This window comes from Sediminibacillus halophilus (assembly GCF_900103695.1).
GTDB classification, from domain to species: domain Bacteria; phylum Bacillota; class Bacilli; order Bacillales; family Amphibacillaceae; genus Sediminibacillus; species Sediminibacillus halophilus.
In genome coordinates this window covers 343,409-366,046 of the sequence record NZ_FNHF01000003.1, presented here as the reverse complement: position 1 = coordinate 366,046, position 22,638 = coordinate 343,409, and the positions used below count along the sequence as shown (strand labels likewise).

Annotated in this window: 21 protein-coding genes and 2 other annotated features; of the genes, 9 read left to right on the top strand and 12 right to left on the bottom strand. The window is 44.7% G+C overall.

The window, feature by feature from the left end:
• The first annotated feature begins 106 nt into the window (after positions 1–106).
• Positions 107–289 (top strand): helix-turn-helix domain-containing protein, encoded by a 183-nt coding sequence (locus BLR82_RS12255; RefSeq protein WP_074599746.1) that lies wholly within the window; start codon positions 107–109, stop codon positions 287–289.
• A gap of 436 nt (positions 290–725) precedes the next feature.
• On the opposite strand, the gene BLR82_RS12245 is transcribed toward BLR82_RS12255, so the two are convergent.
• Positions 726–2,288, bottom strand: a complete 1,563-nt coding sequence (locus tag BLR82_RS12245; protein WP_139186955.1) for a bifunctional metallophosphatase/5'-nucleotidase — start codon at positions 2,286–2,288, stop codon at positions 726–728.
• Between the two features lie 184 nt (positions 2,289–2,472).
• On the opposite strand from BLR82_RS12245, the gene BLR82_RS12240 reads away from it, so the two are divergent.
• From BLR82_RS12240 to BLR82_RS12215, 6 genes are all read left to right on the top strand, one after another.
• Positions 2,473–3,414: a phosphate/phosphite/phosphonate ABC transporter substrate-binding protein gene (locus tag BLR82_RS12240; RefSeq protein WP_139186954.1), complete on the top strand. Its 942-nt coding sequence runs from the start codon at positions 2,473–2,475 to the stop codon at positions 3,412–3,414.
• Between the two features lie 148 nt (positions 3,415–3,562).
• A complete protein-coding gene (gene phnC / locus BLR82_RS12235; RefSeq protein WP_074599740.1) occupies positions 3,563–4,360 on the top strand; it encodes a phosphonate ABC transporter ATP-binding protein in 798 nt (265 codons plus the stop codon).
• On the top strand, positions 4,344–5,135 hold the full coding sequence (gene phnE / locus BLR82_RS12230; RefSeq protein ID WP_074599738.1) for a phosphonate ABC transporter, permease protein PhnE: 792 nt from the start codon (positions 4,344–4,346) through the stop codon (positions 5,133–5,135). Before phnC ends, phnE (BLR82_RS12230) begins: the two co-directional genes overlap by 17 nt.
• Positions 5,132–5,932: a phosphonate ABC transporter, permease protein PhnE gene (gene phnE / locus BLR82_RS12225; RefSeq protein WP_074599734.1), complete on the top strand. Its 801-nt coding sequence runs from the start codon at positions 5,132–5,134 to the stop codon at positions 5,930–5,932. Before phnE (BLR82_RS12230) ends, phnE (BLR82_RS12225) begins: the two co-directional genes overlap by 4 nt.
• A gap of 192 nt (positions 5,933–6,124) precedes the next feature.
• Positions 6,125–7,747: an ABC-F family ATP-binding cassette domain-containing protein gene (locus BLR82_RS12220; RefSeq protein WP_074599733.1), complete on the top strand. Its 1,623-nt coding sequence runs from the start codon at positions 6,125–6,127 to the stop codon at positions 7,745–7,747.
• A gap of 360 nt (positions 7,748–8,107) precedes the next feature.
• On the top strand, positions 8,108–9,481 hold the full coding sequence (locus BLR82_RS12215; protein WP_074599732.1) for an FAD-dependent oxidoreductase: 1,374 nt from the start codon (positions 8,108–8,110) through the stop codon (positions 9,479–9,481).
• Positions 9,482–9,558: 77 nt separating this feature from the next.
• Here BLR82_RS12215 and trpA read toward each other — a convergent pair whose 3' ends face one another.
• From trpA to BLR82_RS12170, 9 genes are all read right to left on the bottom strand, one after another.
• Positions 9,559–10,356 carry a tryptophan synthase subunit alpha gene (gene trpA, locus BLR82_RS12210; protein ID WP_074599731.1) on the bottom strand — a complete coding sequence of 266 codons (798 nt, stop codon included), beginning with the start codon at positions 10,354–10,356 and terminating at the stop codon, positions 9,559–9,561.
• Positions 10,349–11,554, bottom strand: a complete 1,206-nt coding sequence (gene trpB / locus BLR82_RS12205; RefSeq protein WP_074599730.1) for a tryptophan synthase subunit beta — start codon at positions 11,552–11,554, stop codon at positions 10,349–10,351. The genes trpA and trpB overlap by 8 nt, the downstream gene beginning before the upstream one ends.
• Before the next feature lies 1 nt (position 11,555).
• Complete coding sequence (locus BLR82_RS21070) at positions 11,556–12,173, bottom strand: phosphoribosylanthranilate isomerase (protein ID WP_074599729.1); 618 nt, start codon at positions 12,171–12,173, stop codon at positions 11,556–11,558.
• A 12-nt stretch (positions 12,174–12,185) separates the two neighbouring features.
• Positions 12,186–12,962 carry an indole-3-glycerol phosphate synthase TrpC gene (gene trpC, locus BLR82_RS21065; RefSeq protein WP_074599728.1) on the bottom strand — a complete coding sequence of 259 codons (777 nt, stop codon included), beginning with the start codon at positions 12,960–12,962 and terminating at the stop codon, positions 12,186–12,188.
• The gene (gene trpD, locus BLR82_RS12190) at positions 12,962–13,990 is read right to left on the bottom strand and encodes an anthranilate phosphoribosyltransferase (protein ID WP_074599726.1); all 1,029 of its coding nucleotides are present in this window, start codon (positions 13,988–13,990) and stop codon (positions 12,962–12,964) included. The genes trpC and trpD overlap by 1 nt, the downstream gene beginning before the upstream one ends.
• Positions 13,971–14,573: an anthranilate synthase component II gene (locus BLR82_RS12185; protein WP_074599724.1), complete on the bottom strand. Its 603-nt coding sequence runs from the start codon at positions 14,571–14,573 to the stop codon at positions 13,971–13,973. The genes trpD and BLR82_RS12185 overlap by 20 nt, the downstream gene beginning before the upstream one ends.
• Positions 14,554–15,966, bottom strand: coding sequence for an anthranilate synthase component I (gene trpE / locus BLR82_RS12180; protein ID WP_074599722.1), 1,413 nt, complete (start codon positions 15,964–15,966; stop codon positions 14,554–14,556). The genes BLR82_RS12185 and trpE overlap by 20 nt, the downstream gene beginning before the upstream one ends.
• A gap of 76 nt (positions 15,967–16,042) precedes the next feature.
• Positions 16,043–16,290 (bottom strand) — a binding site (T-box leader).
• A gap of 46 nt (positions 16,291–16,336) precedes the next feature.
• Positions 16,337–16,579: a binding site (T-box leader), on the bottom strand.
• 132 nt (positions 16,580–16,711) lie between these two features.
• Positions 16,712–17,266, bottom strand: coding sequence for a hypothetical protein (locus BLR82_RS12175; RefSeq protein WP_083334836.1), 555 nt, complete (start codon positions 17,264–17,266; stop codon positions 16,712–16,714).
• Between the two features lie 22 nt (positions 17,267–17,288).
• Complete coding sequence (locus BLR82_RS12170; RefSeq protein WP_074599720.1) at positions 17,289–18,398, bottom strand: DEAD/DEAH box helicase; 1,110 nt, start codon at positions 18,396–18,398, stop codon at positions 17,289–17,291.
• A gap of 232 nt (positions 18,399–18,630) precedes the next feature.
• Here BLR82_RS12170 and BLR82_RS21475 point away from each other — a divergent pair, with 232 nt between their 5' ends.
• Positions 18,631–18,762, top strand: coding sequence for a hypothetical protein (locus tag BLR82_RS21475; protein ID WP_281242190.1), 132 nt, complete (start codon positions 18,631–18,633; stop codon positions 18,760–18,762).
• Positions 18,763–18,890: 128 nt separating this feature from the next.
• Here the strand turns inward: BLR82_RS21475 and BLR82_RS12165 are convergent, their stop codons facing one another.
• Together BLR82_RS12165 and BLR82_RS12160 are read right to left on the bottom strand one after the other, a co-directional pair.
• Positions 18,891–19,688, bottom strand: a complete 798-nt coding sequence (locus BLR82_RS12165; RefSeq protein ID WP_074599718.1) for a 3D domain-containing protein — start codon at positions 19,686–19,688, stop codon at positions 18,891–18,893.
• Between the two features lie 911 nt (positions 19,689–20,599).
• Complete coding sequence (locus tag BLR82_RS12160; RefSeq protein WP_074599715.1) at positions 20,600–21,157, bottom strand: nitroreductase family protein; 558 nt, start codon at positions 21,155–21,157, stop codon at positions 20,600–20,602.
• Between the two features lie 309 nt (positions 21,158–21,466).
• On the opposite strand from BLR82_RS12160, the gene BLR82_RS12155 reads away from it, so the two are divergent.
• Positions 21,467–22,633 carry a galactokinase gene (locus tag BLR82_RS12155; RefSeq protein ID WP_074599713.1) on the top strand — a complete coding sequence of 389 codons (1,167 nt, stop codon included), beginning with the start codon at positions 21,467–21,469 and terminating at the stop codon, positions 22,631–22,633.
• Positions 22,634–22,638 lie beyond the last annotated feature (5 nt).

Below are 22,638 nucleotides of genomic sequence, written 5' to 3'. Positions count from 1 at the left end.
TTTGAATCTATTCTTTTATAATGGAGTATAATCATTTGTCGGATTTTTAAAATTCAACCGGATTTATGATATGATAAAAGCATGCTAACAGTTTGGAGGCGTCCTTATGGAAAAGGAAATCATGACCGTTTCACAGGTTGCAGAATACTTGCAGCTAAGTGAGATGACCACCTATAAATTAGTCCAGGAAGGGAAAATTCCCGGATTCAAAATCGGCAGACATTGGCGCGTTAAAAAAGAAGACTTAAACGAATTTATTGAACGACTTAAAAATGGAGAGAGAATCTAAATAGATGATATACAAAGTTTAAAGGAGTACGGGCTAAATCCACCACTTCCTGTGGCAATGCCTGGATGATCCACATCGTGTGGGCCTCCAACCAGCTTAAGAATAGGCTCGAAGTGGCTCTTTTTGGCACACAGAGGACTGACTTAAAACTTAGAGGGATAGGCGCTGTTGACCGGACAGTTTCAGCCAAAGCTTATATATCAAACGAAACGCCGAAGCGGAATCTCCGCTTGGCGTTTTTTAAAATGTCAATTTAATTTAATTTGCCCTCTGTAATTGCGATTTATCTGCACCAAGGAACAAACAATCCCATGCCTCAAGGTGATCGCTCCCTATAAAGCAGCTTCATAATTGATATAGAAGAAACGCGTCATTACCTTTTTAAAGCAGTTACAGCACAAAGGAAAACGGGCGCAACTGCACCCGTCTTCTTTACCTAAATGGTTACTTTCCAGTTATGATCACAACTAGCTTTAATTGTTTTCCTTTTTAATATGTAGTCAGCAATAAGCTCGGTCATGTCGACCGGTATATCCTTGATCAGCGGCTTGCCTTGATACATATCGAAATCGCCGGCACCGCCAGCACGGTAATTGTTCATCACCACATCATACTGCTTGTCAAGATCGATCGGCTTGCCTTGGTAGTCCAGTTTGACCACACGCTCCCCGACCGGATTGGAGACTTTCAGTTGGTAATCGATCCCTTCCCACATATCATAGTTATAATGCTGCGGTTTTGGCTCGATAAAAGCTGGATTGACAGTGATTTCTCCATCGACAACCTGGAAATATTTCGCGCTTTGCTCCAGTGCATCCTTGATATCCTGGCCACTGATCCGGATAACGTTCAACGTGTTTGGATATATATAGTTCGAAACGATGTCCCGCATGGTGACATTTTCACCAAACCCGGGTGAATCATTATTGAATAGGGCGGTATTGGCAATATCCACTCCAGCCGCATCCATTTGCACCTTATTGATGAATTCAATCAATGGATTATCCTGCAAACGTGTTTGCATCGGATCATCAATCGTCATACTTCCTTCGATTTTTCCAATCGGACTATCCAGCCATTCCTGTGTGGCTTCCTCAAAATCGGCAATTAAATCCAGCACTTTTTGATCTGCTTTGATTTGTTCGTCTATTTCTATGACAGCAGGCGCTGCCTGTTTCAATTGCCAGCCAGCATCACTCTTCTCTAATGACAATGTCACTTCCCCAAGGACTTGTCCATTATTGCTTGGCTGGACGACAGCTATATTGTTGACGGTTTCGGCGATTGTCCGATGTTGGTGACCAGTGATCAATACATCGACTCCCTCAAACTCCTGGAGCATTTGATAACCTTCATTTTCGCCGGTCAGCCGTTCGGTCGGTTCTCCGGTTCTCAGATCCCGTTCAAACCCACCATGGTAGGAAACGATCAGTACGTCCGGCTCCTCTGTTTCCCGGATAAATGCCACCCATTTTTTTGCCGTCTCTAATGCATCGGGAAACGCAAGTCCTTGGATATTCCTGGTTTCCTCCCAATTGGGGATGAACTGAGTAGTTAAGCCAAGAACAGCAACTTTGACACCATCAATCCCTTTTACGATGTATGGATTGCCAAATGCTGGCCTTCCGGTAGATTCATCGACAACTGTCGCGGAAAGCCAAGGAAAATCAGCTTGTTCGACCACATTTTTCAAATATTCCTGCCCATAATTGAATTCGTGGTTTCCAAAAACCGACGATTGATAGCCCATATGATTGGCCACTTTGATAATCGGGTTCGGTTCTTCTTGTTTATACTTTGCATGGTAATAAGTCAAAGGGCTCCCCTGGATCAAGTCTCCGTTGTCGAGCAATAGAACATTGCCACAGGCTCTCTTTTTATTTACCAGGGTGGAAATTTTCGCCAGTCCCAGCCCCTGGTCTGTATGGTCCCGGTAAGTAGTCGGATAGATATACCCATGAATATCACTGGTGACTAACACGTGAATCGCTGTCTGCATGATTTCCCTCCTGTGATTGCTTATCTCCTGTATCTCTAAATTTATCATAACAATTGCAAAATCTATTATAATCGAAATCGGGGAAATTTTTTTAAAATTTTACAAACTATTTACATCATATGACAAAAATTATGCTATAGTAACGGAGTAACACATTTTAAAAAATATTGGAGGTAGTTTTCCTATGTTGTTTAAGAAGCTTGCAACAGTTGGAGCGACTTTAGCTTTAACAGCTGGTATTATTAGTGGGTGCGGCGGTTCAGATGATGCAGAAGGCGCTAGCGGTGAAGGTTCAGAGGCTTATGTTCCAGAGAAATTGACGGTGCAATTCGTCCCTTCCCAGAATGCAGATACATTGGAAGCCAAAGCAAAGCCATTGGAAGAATTGCTTAGTGAACGTCTGGACATCCCCGTTGAGGTTAGTGTATCCACGAACTACAACACAATCATAGAAGCTATGGATTCAAAGAAAGTTGACGTAGGATTCTTACCCCCTACTGCTTATGTGTTAGCAAAAGAAAAAGGTGCAGCAGAAGTAATCCTGCAAGCACAGCGTTACGGTGTGGATGATGAAACCGGACAGCCGACAGACGAACTGGTAGACGGTTACAAATCCGAATTTGTCGTTAAAGCAGACTCCGATATTGAAAGTATTGAAGACTTAGAAGGCAAAAAGATTGCCTTCCAGGATGTTACTTCTTCTGCAGGATATGTATGGCCGGCGGCAGCTTTGATGGATGCTGGTATCGATCCGCTTGAAGATGTACAAGGCGTTACTGTCAAAGGCCACGACCAAGGTGTTATCTCCGTTCTTAATGGTGATGTTGATGCGGCAGTTGTCTTCCAGGATGCGCGTAACACGGTAATGGGAGATTACCCGACCGTATTTGAAGATACAAAGGTTATTAAGTTTACTGAAATGATCCCTAACGATACCATCGCCGTCCGTTCCGATATGGATTCCGAATGGAGCGATAAAATCAAGGAAGCCTTCATCGACATCGGACAAGATGAAGAAGGCCATGAAATTGTTAAAGAAATCTATACACATGAAGGATATGTGGAATCAGAAGACAGCAAGTTTGATATTGTAAGAGAATACTCTGACAAAGTAAAAACAGAATAGTTTCATCCGTTTTCGGGATTAAGCCTATCCAATAGTATGAAATACAGCCAGTCGATATTATCTCGTACTGGCTTTTCTTTTATGTAAACGAATAGATACATCCAGCAGCTCAGATTTGATTAAATTCTTGTAAAGGTTGGTATGAAGAGTGATAGAATTCAAGAACGTTTCTAAAGTTTATCCGAATGGTACACAAGGATTGAAAAACATCAATGTCAAAATTGAAAAAGGCGAATTCGTCGTTATTGTCGGCCTTTCCGGTGCAGGGAAATCTACTTTTCTCCGTTCGATTAACAGATTGCACGAAATTACTTCGGGTGAAATCGCCATTGACGGAAAGTCGATCACGAAAGCAAAAGGGAAAGATTTGCGCATCGCCCGCCGGGACATCGGGATGATTTTCCAAAACTTCAACCTGGTAAAAAGGTCGACGGTTATCCGAAATGTCCTGTCCGGCCGCGTTGGCTACCACTCCACATTGCGCACAGTCCTTGGCCTCTTCCCAAAAGAGGATGTCAATCTTGCTCTCAACGCTTTGGATCGAGTAAATATTGTCGAGAAAGCTTACACCCGGTCTGATCAGCTTTCTGGTGGTCAGCAACAAAGGGTATCGATTGCCCGGGCACTTGCGCAGGAAGCCAAAATCATCCTTGCAGACGAGCCTGTTGCCTCGCTTGACCCTTTAACTACGAAACAAGTAATGGATGACTTGCAAAAAATCAACCAGGATTTGGGTATCACGACCGTGGTAAACTTGCATTTCATCGATATCGCCAGACAGTATGCCACCAGAATTATCGGCCTGCAAGCTGGCGAAGTTGTATTTGACGGCCCAGTCGAAGAAGCAACCGATGAAAGGTTCTCTGAAATTTACGGCCGTCCTCTTGAAACAAGAGAAGATGAAGAAGTAGAAGTAGGAGAGTCTGCCCATGAATCAAGTAAATGAACAAAAGATTCCGAAGGCACCTAGCAAATGGAAGCATTATTTTACGTTCATCTTGATTTTGCTTCTGCTTTGGGGCAGTGCCTACCAAACCGACAGCACGTTCAAGGAACTAATTGAAGGCTTTCCAAACATGTTCTCTGTTCTGGACCAAATGATCCCGCCCAATTGGGCCTACTTTGACAACATTATCGGAGCCATGCTCGACACGATTCGCATGGCCGTTTTGGGCACGACAATCGGTGCGGTCATTGCCATTCCGTTTGCGATTTTCTCGGCTAGTAACATGATAAAGTCCACTTGGGTGTATTACCCCGTCCGTTTTCTTTTAAACCTGGTCCGTACCATTCCGGAATTATTACTGGCGGCAATATTCGTTGCCATTTTCGGCCTAGGGCCGCTTCCTGGTATATTTGCTCTGGGGATTTTCTCGACAGGAATCATCGCCAAGTTGACGTATGAGGCGATTGAAGGCATCGACAAAGGCCCGCTGGAATCGATGACAGCTGTCGGCGCTAATAAAATCCAGTGGATCATGTTTTCTGTGGTACCACAGGTTGCCGCTTACTACGTTTCTTATGTACTTTATTCTTTTGAAATCAATGTCCGTGCTGCTGCTATTTTAGGACTTGTTGGGGCGGGCGGTATCGGAGAATATTACGACCGGACCCTCGGCTTCCTTGAATATGACAAGGTCAGCACGATTATTATATTCACGTTGTTGGTTGTCTTAATTATTGATTATATCAGTACTAAATTACGGGAGAATTTACTATGAGCAGTGCAACTAGACCAATAAAACCAAAAAAGAATATCGTCAGACGCTGGGTTATCTTTATAGCGCTTGCTTTGTTGTATATCTGGGCTTTGTCCGGTGTACCGGTAGAGGGGTTCAAAGAGACCGCCGGCCAAATTTCTAAGGCAATCGTTTCGGGTATCTTTTCGCCGGACTGGGACTACGTTTACTTACCTGAGGGGGAAGACTTGCTGCGCGGTCTTCTTGACACATTGGCCATTGCGATTTTAGGTACCTTTATTTCGGCCTTTCTCTGTATTCCATTCGCTTTTTGGGCGGCAAACAATATGAGCAAAATTAAGGCCAATGCAGGTATCGGAAAATTCTTTCTCAGCTTTGTCCGTACATTTCCTGAACTGGTCATGGCCTTGTTGTTCATCAAAATGGTCGGACCTGGTTCGTTTGCAGGTGTTCTGGCATTGGGACTTCATTCCATCGGCATGCTGGGCAAATTATTTTCCGAGGAAGTGGAGAATATTGATTTTGGGCCTTCAGAAGCTTTGAAGGCGACTGGTGCCCGTCCGCTTCAAACGTTGTGGTTTGCCGTATTTCCACAAGTTCTGCCAGGTTTTATTTCTTACACCTTGTACCGGTTTGAAATCAATCTCCGTTCTGCCAGTGTACTCGGTATCATCGGAGCCGGCGGTATCGGTACACCGTTGATTTTCGCCATGCAATCCAGGGATTGGAGCCGTGTAGGTATCATCCTTCTCGGAATTATCGTCATGGTAACCATCGTTGATATTATTTCCGGATATCTTCGTAAAAAGATTGTTTAGTTACAGACAGTGTTATCCTAGGTGAACAACTACAGAAAAACTACAATTGCCGAAAAGATGTACTTTGGCTAATTGTAGTTTTTCTATTAAATTTCATCGTGTTTATTGGGCTTCATTCAGTACATTGACTAAAAGCAGCAAAACCTTTATCCTTGATTGGATGGAATACTATTTGGAGGAATGTTATAACTTATGATAAATGTAAGCAATGTAAGTCTCCGTTATGGCGATAAAAAATTGTTTGAGGACGTTAATATAAAATTCACTGCCGGTAATTGCTACGGCTTGATTGGTGCCAACGGTGCCGGAAAATCAACCTTTTTAAAGGTGCTTTCCGGAGAAGTCGAACCGCAAACCGGACATGTGTCCCTTGGTCCCGATGAGCGTTTGGCTGTGTTAAAGCAGGATCATTTTGAATATGAGGAATATGAGGTACTAAAAACCGTTGTAATGGGTCATGAACGCCTGTACCAGATTATGCAGGAAAAAGACGCCATTTATATGAAGCCTGACTTTTCCGAGGAAGATGGCATGCGTGCGGCCGAACTTGAAGGAGAATTCGCTGAATTGAACGGCTGGGAAGCTGAATCTGATGCTGCTGTTCTATTGAACGGACTGGGTATTGGAGAAGATCTCCACACAAAGCAAATGGCCGATCTTACCGGTTCTGAAAAAGTTAAAGTGCTTCTTGCCCAAGCTTTGTTCGGCAACCCGGATATTTTATTGCTAGATGAGCCGACTAACCATCTGGACATCCATGCGATTCAGTGGCTGGAAGAGTTCTTGATCAATTTCGAGAACACCGTAATTGTTGTATCCCATGACCGTCATTTCCTAAATAAGGTATGTACCCATATTGCTGATGTCGATTATGGAAAAATTGAAGTCTATGTCGGAAACTATGACTTCTGGTATGAATCCAGCCAGCTCGCCTTAAAAATGGCACAGGAAGCGAACAAGAAAAAGGAAGAGAAAATCAAGGAGCTGCAAAACTTCGTTGCCCGCTTTAGCGCTAACGCATCGAAATCAAAACAGGCTACTTCCCGTAAAAAAATGCTCGATAACATCACGTTGGACGATATTAAACCGTCTTCCCGCCGTTATCCGTATGTCGCGTTTACACCGGGCCGCGAAATTGGAAACGACTTGCTTCGTGTAGAAGGACTTTCCAAGACGATTGACGGTGAAAAAGTACTGGATAATGTCAGCTTTACCATGAATAAAGATGACAAAATAGCACTTGTCGGTAAAAATGAGATAGCCAAGACAACCCTGCTTCGGATATTGATGGGCGAAATCGAGCCTGATGAAGGAACATACAAATGGGGAGTAACCACTTCGCAATCATATTTTCCGAAGGATAATACCGAGTATTTCAAGAATGGCGACTTAAACCTGGTAGACTGGCTGCGGCAATATTCACCTGAAGATCAAACAGAAACCTTCCTGCGTGGATTCCTGGGAAGGATGCTATTCTCAGGTGAAGAGGCGTTGAAGAAGTCCAACGTTTTATCCGGGGGAGAAAAAGTGCGCTGCATGCTTTCCAAGATGATGCTCAGCAATGCGAATGTTTTATTATTGGATGAACCGACTAACCACCTGGACTTAGAATCGATCACTTCTTTAAATAACGGTTTGGTCAATTTCAAAGGTTCTGTCTTATTCACTTCCCATGACCAGCAATTTGTCGACAGTATTTCCAATCGCTTGATTGAAATCACACCAAAAGGTTTGATCGACAAAGAAATGAGCTACGATGAATATGTAGCAGACAAAAAATTGCAACAGCAAATAGAAGAAATGTACGCTGTTTAACATTTAAGCCAGTCGCATAAGCGGCTGGTTTTTTTACTCTTGCAGCATACTTTATTGCTTGTTAATTGGCCCAGGTGATAGAAACTGGAAAAGTCTCTTTATACATAGAGAATCCTGTTAACACGCGCTGCAGAGACACCTTGTGCTTTCCACGGGCGCATCTAGATACTGGATACCAAAGCGCTCTTCTCCATCTTTTTTGGGTCTAATGACCTATTTTGTGAAATTTATCACAAACTTATTGATTTATGCTCCTTCAGAGACTATACTTGGTATGTAATCAAATGTGATTAATTTCACATATTCTTGTGAACTTTATCACATAATATATATTTTCTATTCATTGGAGGATGATGTTCGATGAAAATAGCTGTTATTGGATGTACACACGCAGGAACTGCAGCAATCACTAATATTTTGAGTATGTATCCTGAAGCAGAAATAGATGTATTTGAAAAAAATGATAATGTTTCTTTTTTGTCCTGTGGTATTGCATTATACGTTGGAGGAGTCGTAAAAGATTCTGACGGCTTATTCTATGCTTCTGTAGAAGGCTTTGAAGAACAAGGTGTACGCATGCACATGGAGCATGTCGTAACGGACTGTGATACGAACAACAAGACCTTGGCAGCAAAAAATTTAAAAACGAGTGAAACGAAAAAATACCAATATGACAAACTGATTATAACTTCTGGGTCTTGGCCGGTAACACCCCCTATTCCAGGGAGTGACCTGGAAAATGTACAGCTTTGCAAGAACTTCCATCATGCCAACGAGATCATCGAGCGTTCTCAAGCCGCCAAAAATATCGTTGTGGTCGGGGCTGGCTATATCGGCATTGAGCTAGTCGAGGCATTCGAACAGGCTGGTAAACAGGTGACGTTGATCGATAGTGAAAGCCGCATCCTGAACCGTTACCTAGATGAGGAATTCACCAGTCCGATCGAAAAAACACTTGCCGAAAAGGGGGTCTCCTTGGCTCTCGATCAAACGGTTAGCTCCTTCCAGGGCAAGGATGGGAAGGTTAGCCAAGTAATTACTGACGAATCGAGCTATGACGCTGATTTAGTCATTATGTGCATCGGGTTCCGTCCGAACACCGCCTTGTTTACCGGACAAGTAGACATGCTTGATAATGGAGCCATTATCGTAGATGAGTATATGCAAACAAGCAAAAAAGACGTTTTCGCTGCAGGTGACTGCTGTGCTGTCGCCTACAACCCTACGGAAAAACCAGCTTATGTCCCTTTGGCCACAAATGCTGTCAGGATGGGCACATTGGCTGCTTATAATTTAGTAATGCCACGCCTTGCGCATCAAGGTACCCAGGGTACTTCTGGTTTGAAAATTCATCAGCACAACCTAGCTGCGACTGGTTTGACGGAAACCGCGGCAGCGGCTGCAGGTCTCCGATTGGGAAGTGCCTTGCTGGAAGATACCTACCGGCCAGAATTCATGCCGGAAAATACCATGCTCAGACTAAAGGTTGTGTACGAGATGGACACCCACCGAATCGTCGGTGCCCAAGTTATCTCTGAAGGAGATTTCACTCAAGCAATGAACACATTGAGTGTCGCCATTCAAAACAAGATGACGATCGAACAAATGGCAATGACAGACTTCTTCTTCCAGCCACATTATAACAAGCCTTGGAATTACCTCAATCAGGTATGTATCAAGGCAATGAAACAAATCGAGGAAAAACAGATTGGACAACAAAAGGCCGTCTCCTAAAAGAGACGGCTTTTTCATTTTCTAACTGTATCAACTCCAGAAATTTACATTATGCACAGACAAGAGTCCAATACTTGTCACTCTGCAGGTGCCTGCTCTTTACTACTTGCTGCAGCTATCAATGTTTTGATTTCCTCCCGATTATTTTGATGAAGAGCATCGACGATTTTGCTCCCCACTACGACACCGTCACAGTTGGCGCTCAGTTCTTTGACATGGCCGGGAGTCGATACTCCGAATCCAGCCAGGACCGGTGCCTGGCAAATATTCTTTAAGGAAGCCAAGTGCTCCTGTAAACTCTCCTGGAAAGTCGCCCGTGTTCCAGTTGTACCTGTGACGGTAACGGCGTATAAAAATCCTTCTGTGCGTCTCGCCAATTCCTTCAGACGATCGGGAGGACTTGTCAAGGATGCTAAGCGGATCAAGGCAATATCGTTTGCCTGCAGTTCCTTTACGACCAGGTTCTCTTCTTCAAGCGGCAGATCCGGAATAATCAAGCCGCTGACTCCAGCAGTCCGGCAAGCACGAGCAAATGCCGCAACTCCATAAGCATAAATCGGATTCAAATAGGTCATAAGGACAATGGGAATGGAACGGTTTTCCTTAAATTGTCCGAGTTTTTCCAAAATCGCGCGAAGACTTACACCTTGTTTAAGAGCCCGAATACCGGCCTCTTGTATTGTCGGGCCGTCTGCTACTGGATCGGAAAATGGGACCCCAAGCTCCACAATGGTCGCGCCGCTTTCCTGCAAAAATTGAACTTTTTCCTCTAAACTGTCCAACCCGCCGTCCCCGGCCATAATATATGGAACAAACGCCTTATCGCCTTGATCAAGTACTTCCTGAAACGCCTGTTTTATTAGTTGTTTACTCATATGAACTCCCCCCAATCGCTGATCTCACCGTATCCACGTCCTTATCCCCACGACCGGATAAGCAAACAACAATCGTTTCAGAAGCATCCATTTTTTCGGCCAGCTTCATACTATAAGCAACCGCATGGGCACTCTCCAATGCCGGCATGATTCCTTCCGTCTTCGTCAGAAGCTGCAATGCTTCCAACGCCTCCGTGTCTGTAATGGAGTCATAGAGGACCCTTCCTGTTTCCTTTAAATGGCTATGCTCCGGTCCAATTCCAGGGTAATCCAGTCCTGCCGAAATGGAATGTGCTTCTGTTACCTGGCCGTTCTCATCCTGCAACAAATAACTCAGCGTGCCATGAAGGACCCCGGCTTTTCCGTCTGTCAGTGTAGCAGCATGCTTGCCGGTCTCAATACCTGATCCGCCCGCTTCTACACCATGAAGTTCTACCCGCTCATCCTCGACAAATGGATAAAACATTCCCATCGAATTACTCCCTCCTCCAATACAGGCAACAACTGCCTCTGGAAGCTTCCCTTCCTGCTCGATAATTTGCTTGCGCGTCTCAATCCCGATCACACTTTGAAAGTCCCGGACTATTTTCGGAAATGGGTGGGGTCCGACGACAGAACCGATAATATAGTGGGTATCTTCCACATTTGTCACCCAGTAACGCAGCGCTTCGTTCACCGCATCCTTCAGCGTTCCGCTCCCTTGATCGACGCTCTCGACTCGTGCGCCAAGCAACTCCATCCGGAAGACATTCAGTTTTTGTCTTCGTATATCCTCCTTACCCATGAAGATCACACAATCCAGCCCAAGAAGTGCACAGACGGTTGCAGTTGCAACGCCATGTTGACCCGCTCCGGTTTCTGCTACTACCTTTTTCTTGCCCATCCGTTGAGTCAACAGTGCTTGCCCGATGGCATTGTTGATTTTGTGGGCGCCGGTATGGTTGAGATCCTCCCGTTTCAAATAAATTTTCGGGCCACCAAGCTGGTTGGAGAAGTTTTCGGCATAATACAATGGCGTTTCCCTGCCCACATATTGCTTAAAGTAATAATCCACTTGATCAACAAATTCTGGATCAGCCATTGCAGCTTCATATGCCTTTTCCAGCTCCAATACAGCCGGCATCAATGTTTCAGGGACGAACCTTCCGCCGAAACTGCCAAAATGGCCCTGGATATCGGGTTGTTGGTAGGTTTTCATGTTATCCTTCCTCTCCTTTGCTTTTTGCTTCCTGAATAAATGTATAAATCTTTTTTTCATCCTTCATTCCCGCTGTTTCCACACCGCTCGATACATCTACCGCTGCCGGGGTGACCTCTTCTATCGCTTCTCTTACGTTGTCCGCATGCAATCCGCCCGCCAAAATCAATCTCCCATTCAGAGCAGGAAGCTCACGGGTCAGTGACCAGTCGAATACTTCTCCGTTTCCACCACGGTATTTCCCGGCAGGGCTGTCGAGCAAAAAGTAATCACATTGATAGAAAGCCAGTTTTTTCAGGTCGGCTGTACTTGTGATTTGAAAAGCTTTGATTACAGGGACTTTCAAGCTCTTCACAAATTCCGGTGATTCGTCGCCGTGTAATTGAACAAAATCCAAGCCTACCTCCTCGGCAACTTTCTCGATCGTTTCCCTCTGCTCATTGACAAACACCCCGACCTTCTTTACCCCGTAAGGCAGTTTCTCTGCAATCGAGCGGGCCTGCTCCACACTAACCCGCCGCTTACTTTCAGCAAAGACAAAACCGATAAAGTCGGCACCTGCACTCACCGCTGCTTCTCCAGCCTGGAGCGTCGTTATTCCGCAAATTTTCACTTGCATACCTTCATCCTCCTACAACTGCGGCACTCGCAAGTCCGAAAATGTCTGCGCTAAGTTTCCTGAACGCATCATCGTTTCTCCAACCAATATACCTTTGACACCATGCTGCCGGACCCTTTCTACATCCGCTCTGTGACGAAACCCACTTTCACTGATAATCAACGTTTCTGGATTCTTGATTTGCGAGGCTAGATGTTCTGTAACCCCAATATCCACTTCAAACGTTTTTAGATCACGATTATTAATTCCGATGATTTCCGCCCCTACACTTTTAGCTGTTTTCAGTTCTTCCTCGTTATGCACCTCCAGCAGGACATCGAGGTCTTTCGCCTTTGCGTACTGATACAATGCGTCCAGTCGTTTTTTGGGCAGAGCCGCAGCAATCAGCAAGATAACATCTGCTCCATAATCTTTTGCCCGGTCGATTTGAATTTCATCGATTATAAAGTCTTTGTTTAGGATTGGCACCTCAACTTTCCCACGTACAGCTTCCAAATCGAGCATGGTACCTTGAAAAAATGGCCGATCAGTCAAAATTGAAATGGCACCCGCCCCATTTTCGGCATACTCTTGAGCCTGCTCTGGCGGGTTTACGGCAGTGTTAATCACTCCCTTGGAAGGGGAAGCCCGCTTTATTTCGGCAATGATGCTTACCGTTTCAGCTTGGATAAACCTATCATATAAAGAGCGTTTCGCTGACACAGATGCACGAGATGCCGGATGGTAGCTATGTTTCAGTTGCGCAACTTCCTTTACTTTTTCTGCCAAAATTTCATCCAGAATAGTCATCAGCCGACCACCTCCTGTTTCGCTTTGTTACTGTATGCAATCAAATTCTTCAACTTAGTCAATGCTGCTCCCGAATCGATACTTTCCTTAGCCAACGCCACGCCCTCCTGGACAGTGGCCGCTTTGCCGTTAGCCAGAATAGCCAGTCCGGCATTGAAAACAACAGTATCCCGATATGCACCCGGTTCTCCTCTTAGCACGCGATACAAAATATCCGCATTTGCTTTGGCATCTCCCCCGCGGATTTCGGCATTTGGATAAACGGGCAGCCCGACTTCTTCTGGATGTAACGTAAACGGAATCAGTTCGCCTTTCTCCATCAATACCAAATGATTTTCACCAGCCAGTGAGGCTTCATCCATATAACCCGCTCCGTTGACAACCAACGCCCGTTTTCTGCCCAGGCGATGCAGGGCAGAAGCCATCATTTCCAGCATCTCCCGGCTGTATATGCCGAGCAGCTGGGTTTCTAGCGTTACCGGATTTGTCAACGGGCCAATAAGGTTGAATATCGTCGGGATTTGCAGGTTTTTCCGTACCTTCATGATTTTCTTTAGAGAAGGATGCACATGCGGGGCAAACAAAAAGGCAATTCCGTTGTCCCTGAGTACTTCCTGCATTTGCCGCTTCGTCAAATCGAGTGAAACTCCGAGCTCTTCCAGTACATCGGCGCTTCCAGTTTTACTGGAAACACTGCGGTTTCCATGTTTGGCGACAGGGATTCCCGCTCCGGCAATTACAAAAGCGGAAGTAGTACTGATGTTAAAGCTGTGAGAACCATCTCCTCCTGTTCCGCAGTTATCCATCACCCCGCTTATTCCATCGGTAGCGGCAATCGATTTTTCCCGAATGACCTTCACAAGTCCTGCGATTTCTCCAGCCTGTTCTCCTTTTATTTTCAAGGCGGTCAAGAATGCACCAATTTCTGTCTCAGACGTATTGTCGTGGAAGATTTCCTGTGCTGCCTGCTCCATTTCCTGCTGGCTCAATGTTTCCTGTTGCATCAACTTATCGAGATACCGTTTCATATACATCCTCCTTACGTGTAATCGAAAAGAAATTCCGAAGTATCGCCTTTCCTGTTTCCGTACCTATCGATTCAGGATGGAACTGCAGCCCGTAAACCGGCAAAGTATGGTGCTGGATTGCCATGATTTCCCCGTCGTCCTCGGCAGTAGCCGTAACTTTCAGGGATGCCGGAACGGACGCCTTCTCCACGACCAGCGAATGGTATCGCATCACTTCAAGCTTGTCGGGAAAACCGGCAAAAAGCTGGGTTCCCGTATGGGCTATAATCGATGTCTTGCCGTGCATTACCCGCCTGGCATGAATAACTGAGCCTCCGAAGGCCTCCCCTATTGCCTGATGCCCGAGACATATGCCAAGTATCGGTATTTTGCCGGCAAACCGCTGTACCGTCTCCACACATATACCGGCTTCTCCAGGAGTCCCGGGGCCCGGTGACAACACGATTGCCTCCGGGTTCAGCCTTTGAATATCCGCCACCTCCAGAGCATCGTTACGGACAACCTTTACAGCTTCACCTAATTCGGAAATGTATTGAAACAGGTTATACGTAAATGAGTCATAGTTATCGATTAATAAAATCATGTTGGTTTACCTCCAATAATGATTTCGCTTTATTGAGTGTTTCCTGGTATTCAGCTGCCGGATCGGAATCATAGACAATTCCTGCACCGGCCTGTACGTAAGCCTTGTTGTCTTTGATGACCATCGTCCGGATAGCAAGGGCAAGGTCAACATCTCCGTTCATATTCAAATAGCCAACCGCTCCGGCATACACTCCGCGTCTTTCCTGTTCCAGTTCATTAATGATTTGCATCGCCCGAATTTTCGGGGCCCCGGACACTGTACCTGCCGGGAGTGTCGCCGCCAGTGCATCCAGCCCGCTATAGCCTGCCAGAAGGGTACCTTGTACTTCCGAAACAATATGCATCACATGCTGGTATCGTTCAATTGTCATATACTTCGGAATCGTGATCGACCCAACCTGGCAAACTCTTCCCAGATCATTTCTGCTTAGGTCCACCAGCATTTTATGTTCGGCGAGCTCTTTTTCGTCTGTAACCAATTCTCCTGCCAATTTGTCATCCTCTGCTGTTGTCCGGCCCCGCCGCCGGGTTCCCGCAATCGGATTGGTGATGACTTGGTCACCTTTCGTTTTAATCAAGCTTTCCGGGGAAGCACCGAGGACAATGTACTCCTCAAAGTCGAGATAAAACATATACGGAGAGGGATTTGCCCGGCGCAGGTGCCTGTAAAAAGTAAAAGGATCAGCATCGAAAGCTGCCTTCATACGCTGTGATAAGACTACCTGGAAGATGTCTCCATCGACGATATGCTGTTTGGCCAGCTCAACTCTTTTCATAAACTCCTGTTTATCGAGTTCCGGGGTAAACTCGACCGGACCCAAGAGGGCTGATGCTTCCTCCTTTTCCAACGAAATCATTTGTTTCAACTCAGCTAATTTCTGCTCGAGCTGCTGTTCCGTTCGTTCCCTTGTCATGTCGATCGCGACGAGCGAAACGGTGTGGTGGAGGTGGTCGAAGACAATTATGTCCTGATAAAACAGCAAGTGCATATCTGGCATCGCTATTTCATCGTTTGCCACATCTCCAATATCTTCGTATTGCCGAATCGCGTCATAGCCGATGTAACCGACCGCACCTCCGTAAAACGGAAACGGAAGCGGCAGCTCCTCTCCCTCCAGATGCTGTTTTGCCACCTCAAGCGGCCTGCCGTCTTCTATTGAAGCTTCACCGGAGAGAGGATGTTTGATAAATGCCTGATTGCCATTCCCGATGATCTCCTTATATGGGTCTGCACCCAAAAAAGAGTACCTTCCTTTTTCCGACTCACTTGCCAGGCTTTCCAGTAAAAATTTGCGATCTCCCTTCATTCGTTTGAACACGGATATCGGCGTCAGTGTATCTCCATTCACTTGCATTTGTTTATATACCGGGGTATTTGTCTTCACCGTCATTTTCACACGCTCCCTCTGTTTGTAATGAATGTAGCTGATAAATAAAAAACCCCTATAAACACAACTATTTGTGTTTATAGGGGACGGTTTCTGCCGCGGTGCCACCACTATTGAAGGATTCTCCTTCCGCTTTTTCGAGTACGGGAGGAATGAACCATTCATCCGATACTCTATCCCTGTAACGTGGGAATGACGTTTTTTCCTACTCTTATTTCGGAAAAACTCTCGTAAGGCCATTCGGCTTTTTTATTCTGCCAGGATTCCACCAGCCCCGGCTCTCTTGAAGAAATCAAAAAACTTACTCTTCTTACTCGGCGATTTAAGCGTATATAAAATTGTTTGAAACGTATAAAAAACGGGCTTCCTCTCCATAAAGGACGAGGAAACCCGTGGTACCACCTTTTTAGCTATTTAAGAAAACAGCCACTCTGACGTACAGACCAAAGTCTGTACCTGCCCTTTTAACGTTGGGTCATCCGCCAAAGCCTACTGTTCCGTAAAGTTCGGTTTGGGGCTCAGAAGTCCATTCACACAACCGACGTACTGGTTTCCAGCTGCCACCAGCTCTCTATAACGTCCAGTATGTGCTACTATTCTTCGTCTTCGCCAAAGCTCATTGAATTATTGTTTATAATCATAGTACGGTATTTTTTATTTGTCAATAATAATAACACAAATTTTTATTAGTTATTTGAAAATTCCCGCTCTTTAAAAGTCCTATTTCTTCGCCGTCTGCGGTATTTATTCAACCCTTTTGCCTGGCCCGTTCCAACCTTACAACCGCCAACTGTTCTAAATTACCGGCTTGTTTAATCGTCATCGGGTAGATCCATGCCAGTTGTTTGTCCTGACGCTTTCTGCCGGTCACGTCGCCATACCCTGAGTACCAAAACGCTTGCCATATGAATTTGGAACAGTAATTAGTAGCTAACGTATTCAAGCGGGGGTCAAAGATATATCGTTTTATCCGGGTGATATGATCCCCTACCCACTGAGCAGCGTCTTCCGCCCCCCTCACTGGTCGGTAAATCGTTAATTCGGTACCGAACTTGTGCCGTGACAAATAAACCGCCAATTCTTCATAAAAACCACCTTTGGGATGGGAATGATAGACAAGCTGGTCATGTCCCACCATTCCGACATGCCCGACCATAAAAGTGGACATTCCTTTGGCTGAATAAAGAATGTCTCCAGGTTCCATGGCAATCTTCGTTCCTGGATACATCTTGTCCCCAGCTATATAAAGCGCGCTTAGATCGGCATATTCAAGACTGATAGAACGGTTGGAATATGGTAACACTTTTTTCTTCCCCTTCTTGTTCTTATATTTCCTTCCGTTTAATTCTGCCCTTTAAATCCCGTTCGATTGCCTGCAAATATTTCCGGTCCTTTGGTGCCACAAAGGTGATTGCCAGCCCTTCACTGCCTGCACGGCCAGTCCGGCCGATACGATGGATATAGCTCTCGGTGTCTTCTGGAATATCGTAATTTATTACATGGGTGACTCCTTCTACATCCAGACCCCTCGCAGCCACATCCGTCGCCACTAGAAATTGTGTTTTCATCTCCCGAAACCGTTTCATCGCCTTTTCCCGTTTCGATTGCGAAAGGTCGCCATGCAGTTCATCGGACAAATAACCATGGCTTTGCAAAGCGGCGTTTAGCTTAGCCGCCCTCCGTTTTGTGCGGCAAAAGATCACAGCCAGGAAAGGTCGGAACTGATCCAGAACAGTGCGCAGTTTATCCTGCTTTTCCCTATCTGTCGTTTCAATTACCATTTGCTTGATGCCTTCCAGGGTTGTATCGCTTCCCCTCACCTTAACATTTCGGGGACTGGTCATATACCTTTTTGCCAGTGCTCTCACCTCGTCAGGCATCGTAGCGGAAAAAAGCATTGTCTGCCGCCGCTCTGGCAGTTGTCCGATGATTTCTTTTATCTCTGGCATAAAACCGAATTGCAGCATCTGGTCCGCTTCATCCAAAACAAACAGGGAAACTTCAGAAAGGGAAACGGTGCCCCTGCGAAGGTGATCCAGCAGCCTGCCTGGCGTTGCGACCACAATATTCACCTGTTTTTCCAGCTTATTCAACTGGCCTTGAATATCCTGTCCGCCGTAAACGGCCAAAGTATGTATTCCGGTAAGATGTTCCGTTAATTTATTCAGTTCACTCGTTATTTGCAGGGCCAATTCCCGTGTCGGTGTGACAATTAATGCTTGCGGGGCATAGCCGTCCGGCTGTATTTGTTCCAGTATCGGCAGTACAAAAGCAAGTGTTTTACCAGTTCCTGTCTGGGCCTGAGCAATGACATCCTGCCCTTCATGAAGTATCGGAATTGCCTGTTCCTGTATGGGAGTCGGTTCATAAATACCATGATCCTTTAAAATATTTGTCAGCTCGGCTGAAACACCAAGCGAAGAAAATGTCGCCAACCTTTTCACCTCTTCAATCGGTTTTACTTGAAAGTCTTCCCTGCAGTACTTTCGCTTAACCGCAGGGTAATTCTTTTTCTTTACTATAGCTATTTTAACCTCCTGGTACGAATATATAAACATTCTTACAATATTGTAAGAATTTTATCGAAGATTGTTAGAATTTACTATAGAAAAAGGATAGGTGGATGATTTACAATAATAGTAAGAATTCAACAGGGGGAGAATGGTAGTGAAGAAACTGTTAATCATCTTGTTTCTTATGTTGATTATTAGCTTCGGTGTAGTAGGTTATGTACAAACGGTCAGTCCAGATGGGGAAGTAGAGATGGAAGCTGACAAAGGAACCCAATTACTCAATTAATTCCAGTTTATATAATAGAGAGAGTTGGTTTTGGCCACCATATTATTGGCGCAAGCTGCATCAGAAAATACAGGTATAAAAAAAGCAGAAGCGCTGCATCGCTTCTGCTTTTTGCTTATTACAGGGAATTAATCAAGAATCGTAACTTCTACGGTTCTTCTGCCCCAGTCATATGCTTCTGATTTTGTTGGTACGTGAAGGTCCACGCGATTTCCTTGGATTGCTCCGCCGGTATCTGCCGCGATTGCTTCGCCGTAACCTTCTACATAAACCCTGGAACCTAACGGAATCACTTTCGGATCAACTGCAATAACTTTCGCATTTGGATTTTCATTTAAGTTGACGCCGGTGGCGGTGATTCCCGAGCATCCAGCACAATCAGAAGTATAGGCAGTAGACTCAACAGTTACCACTTTGCCGTCTGCTTCCTGTTTAGATTCTGGTGCTGGTTTCGATGCTGCTGGCTCTGTTTTGTTTTCTTCCGGTTCTGCGGCTTTGTCCGTATCGGTTTCCTTTGCTGTTTCCCTATCTACTGTCTCGTTTTCTACTTGTGGGATAACATCAAGATTATTGGTTTCTTCCACAAATAATTCTTGTGCTGGTAGAATAACGGAAGATGATAGATTGTTCCAATCTTTCAATTCCGAAACGCTCACGCCGTATTCGTTTGCGATGCCGAATAGCGTGTCCCCTTCTTTAACAGTGTAAGTGTCTGCTTTATCTATTTCTAAATCTTGTCCTGGGTAGATAATATCTGTGTCCAACTCATTGAGATCTCTTAACGTCTCAACAGATACTTCATGGTCATTGGCGATGCCCCAAAGCGTATCGCCTGACTCTACTTGATAGTCTTCGGCGGATGCAGATGTTGCAGCTGTCCCTGCAATAACAAGCCCTGTAGCTAGAGATACTACGAATTTCTTCATCTGTGTTTCCCTCCTCAAAATTTCTGACAAGCCTTATAGTAACACATACAAAATAGTGTTGTGGTTACAGCCTAATTAAGAGTAAATTACAAAAGTAACCCTTTATCATAGACTTGTCATATTTGTAATTGTGGGGCAATAATCCCGGTTTTTATACATGAAAATGTAAAAAAAAACAGGTTTAATAGTGAGAAGGGACCTTTTTGCTAGATAAATTATATGTTAATAGCATAGAAAAATAGGAAAACAACCCTTGATTTTCCTTAAAAAAGATAGGTTATCTCTTTTTTTTAAACACTACTTTCAATTACCGTCGTCTGATGGGAGTTAAAACTTATCGAGATGGTTAAACTTTCTTGAAAAAGGGAGAAACACAGTAGAAGGATTTACATTGGAGCCATTTACTAATGCGTCTTAATCCTTCAATCTATTACAATACTAAAAGCAAAAACCCGTACTAGCGCGAATTATCGTTGCATAGATGAGCTAGTTGTTTTTCTAGCAACTTTACAATTTCTTTATGGAAAATTCATACTCCCTTAGCATTGAATGGTTAAACTAACAGTGAATACCCCTTTGTGATGGAAGACCAGCTACCTCCCGCTGCTGGTCTTCCATTTTTTTAATCGATTTTTGTTATTGGTAGTGACAAACTACTCGGTGCTTCTAACCCTGCCAATTCCGGGGAAAACAAAACGGCAGCTGGATTGAAGTTCTTCCTCTGTAAAGGAACTCAAGGCCTCCGTCACGAAATTTTGATTATACTCATGCTGGAAGTCCTCCATTGCTGTGCCTTCCACTCCGATATTCATGGCACGGATTGACTTTATTAAGAGATGAAAAGCTTTTCATACGCGCTTCTGCATATAATTTTGCATAAAAAAAGAGCAGCATCTCTGCCGCTCTTCGACTCAATCTAATTCTGTAATTAGTTGTTGAACATCCGCTCTCGGTCTTGGTTTTGGTACTTTTGCGGGGTAACCGATTTGCAACATTCCTGCCACTCTTTCTCCAGGGTTTACACCTACTGCCTCCCGAAATTCATCCTCCATGGTAAGAGCACCTGTCTTCCAAATCATGCCGATTCCTTTTTCCCAGGCAAGCAGACTGAAGTTCTGAATCACACAACTTGTGGCAGCATAATCTTCTTCACGGAATTTCGGATTGTGGTTTTCTTTAATCGTGACAATCAACAAGGCTGGTACGTTGGCTATTTTCTGGTAAGCCTTTTCTCCATTTACTTTGCGCTCTTCAGGATCAGTACCTTTCTCGCCCAACTTGCGGTTGATTTCGGCGACTTTTTTAAGCGATTCGCCATGGACAAATGTAAACCGCCATGGCTGGGTCATTTTATGATTCGGCACCCAAACTGCTGCTTCCAACATTTGTTTCAATTCGTCCAATGGTACAGGACGGTCCTCATAAAGCTGAATGGAACGTCGGTCTTTCATCAATTCAGAAAGATTCATGATTCTCTCCCCTTTATCCTATATATAGCAATATACGAAGCTGTTAGCATTTATTAATAGTGATAATCATTATCATCAGCTGTCAAACTTATCTTATCAGATTTTAGCAATGTGTCAATTTTCCACCGCGGCCACCAGTAACTCGAGCTTATAATCAGAGAGGCTATCCCATTGACAACATTCTTTCGAACAGAAGGAACAAATTATTTTTGGTACTTGAAAAAGCGTTTAAAGCATAGTAAGCTTAAATTTAGATAATTAATTAACTTAATTAAGTTTTTATAAGCTAACTTTAGAGAGGAGCATTGGATGGATATAGAACAACTGGTTCATACCTTTCAAGATGTTTTTCAGACTGCAGAACAGCCCCATTTGTTCTTTGCACCAGGACGAATTAACTTAATCGGTGAACACACGGATTATAACGGTGGACACGTCTTCCCCGCTTCCATCTCATTCGGAACATACGCGGCCGCCGCCAAGCGCGGCGATCAAATCTATAGGTTTTATTCGGTCAATTTCTCTGAAACCGGTATCATTACATGCGAGATAGAACAGCTTGATTATCAAGAGAAAGATCAATGGGCCAATTATCCAAAAGGCATGATAAACTATTTAATGAAGGAAGGACTCAACATTTCTTCAGGAGCAGATATCTTATTTTGGGGTGATATTCCTAATGGTGCTGGTTTATCCTCGTCTGCCTCGATAGAAATGGTAACTGGCGTTGTGGCCGAGTCGCTATACAATTTATCTATTGACCGCACCCGTATGATCAGGCTCGGCCAGAAAGTCGAAAACGAGTATATCGGTGTTAACAGCGGGATAATGGACCAGTTTGCCATCGGTATGGGCAAAAAAGATCATGCCATATTGCTCGATTGTCAATCGCTAGATTATTCCTATGCCCCCATCCAGCTGGAAGGGTATATCGTGATGATCATCAACACCAACAAGCGAAGAGAATTGGCAGGTTCGAAATATAATGAACGGCGGATGGAGTGTGAGCGTGCGCTTGCCGATTTACAAAAAGTGATCGGCATTAGTAGTTTGGGAGATTTAACAGAGGAACAGTTTGAAAAATACAAACTCGCCATCCAGCATCCGCTCGACCGAAAACGCGCCAAACACGCTGTGTATGAAAACCGCCGGACGGTAAAGGCGCTGCAAAGCTTGAAATCGAATGACCTTAAGCAATTTGGAGAACTAATGAACCAGTCGCACATTTCCTTGCAGCAGGATTACGAGGTCACAGGCAAAGAACTCGATACAATAGTCGCAGCAGCCTGGAGGCAGCCTGGCGTTTTAGGGGCAAGAATGACAGGGGCCGGATTCGGCGGCTGTGCAATCGCCATCGTGCCTGAAGAAAACGTGGAGAGCTTTACCGAAAGGGTCAACCACTTATATCGGGAACAGGTAGGTTACGATGCCACGTTTTACCCTGCAACGATCAGTGACGGAGCAAAACAATTATAAAAGGA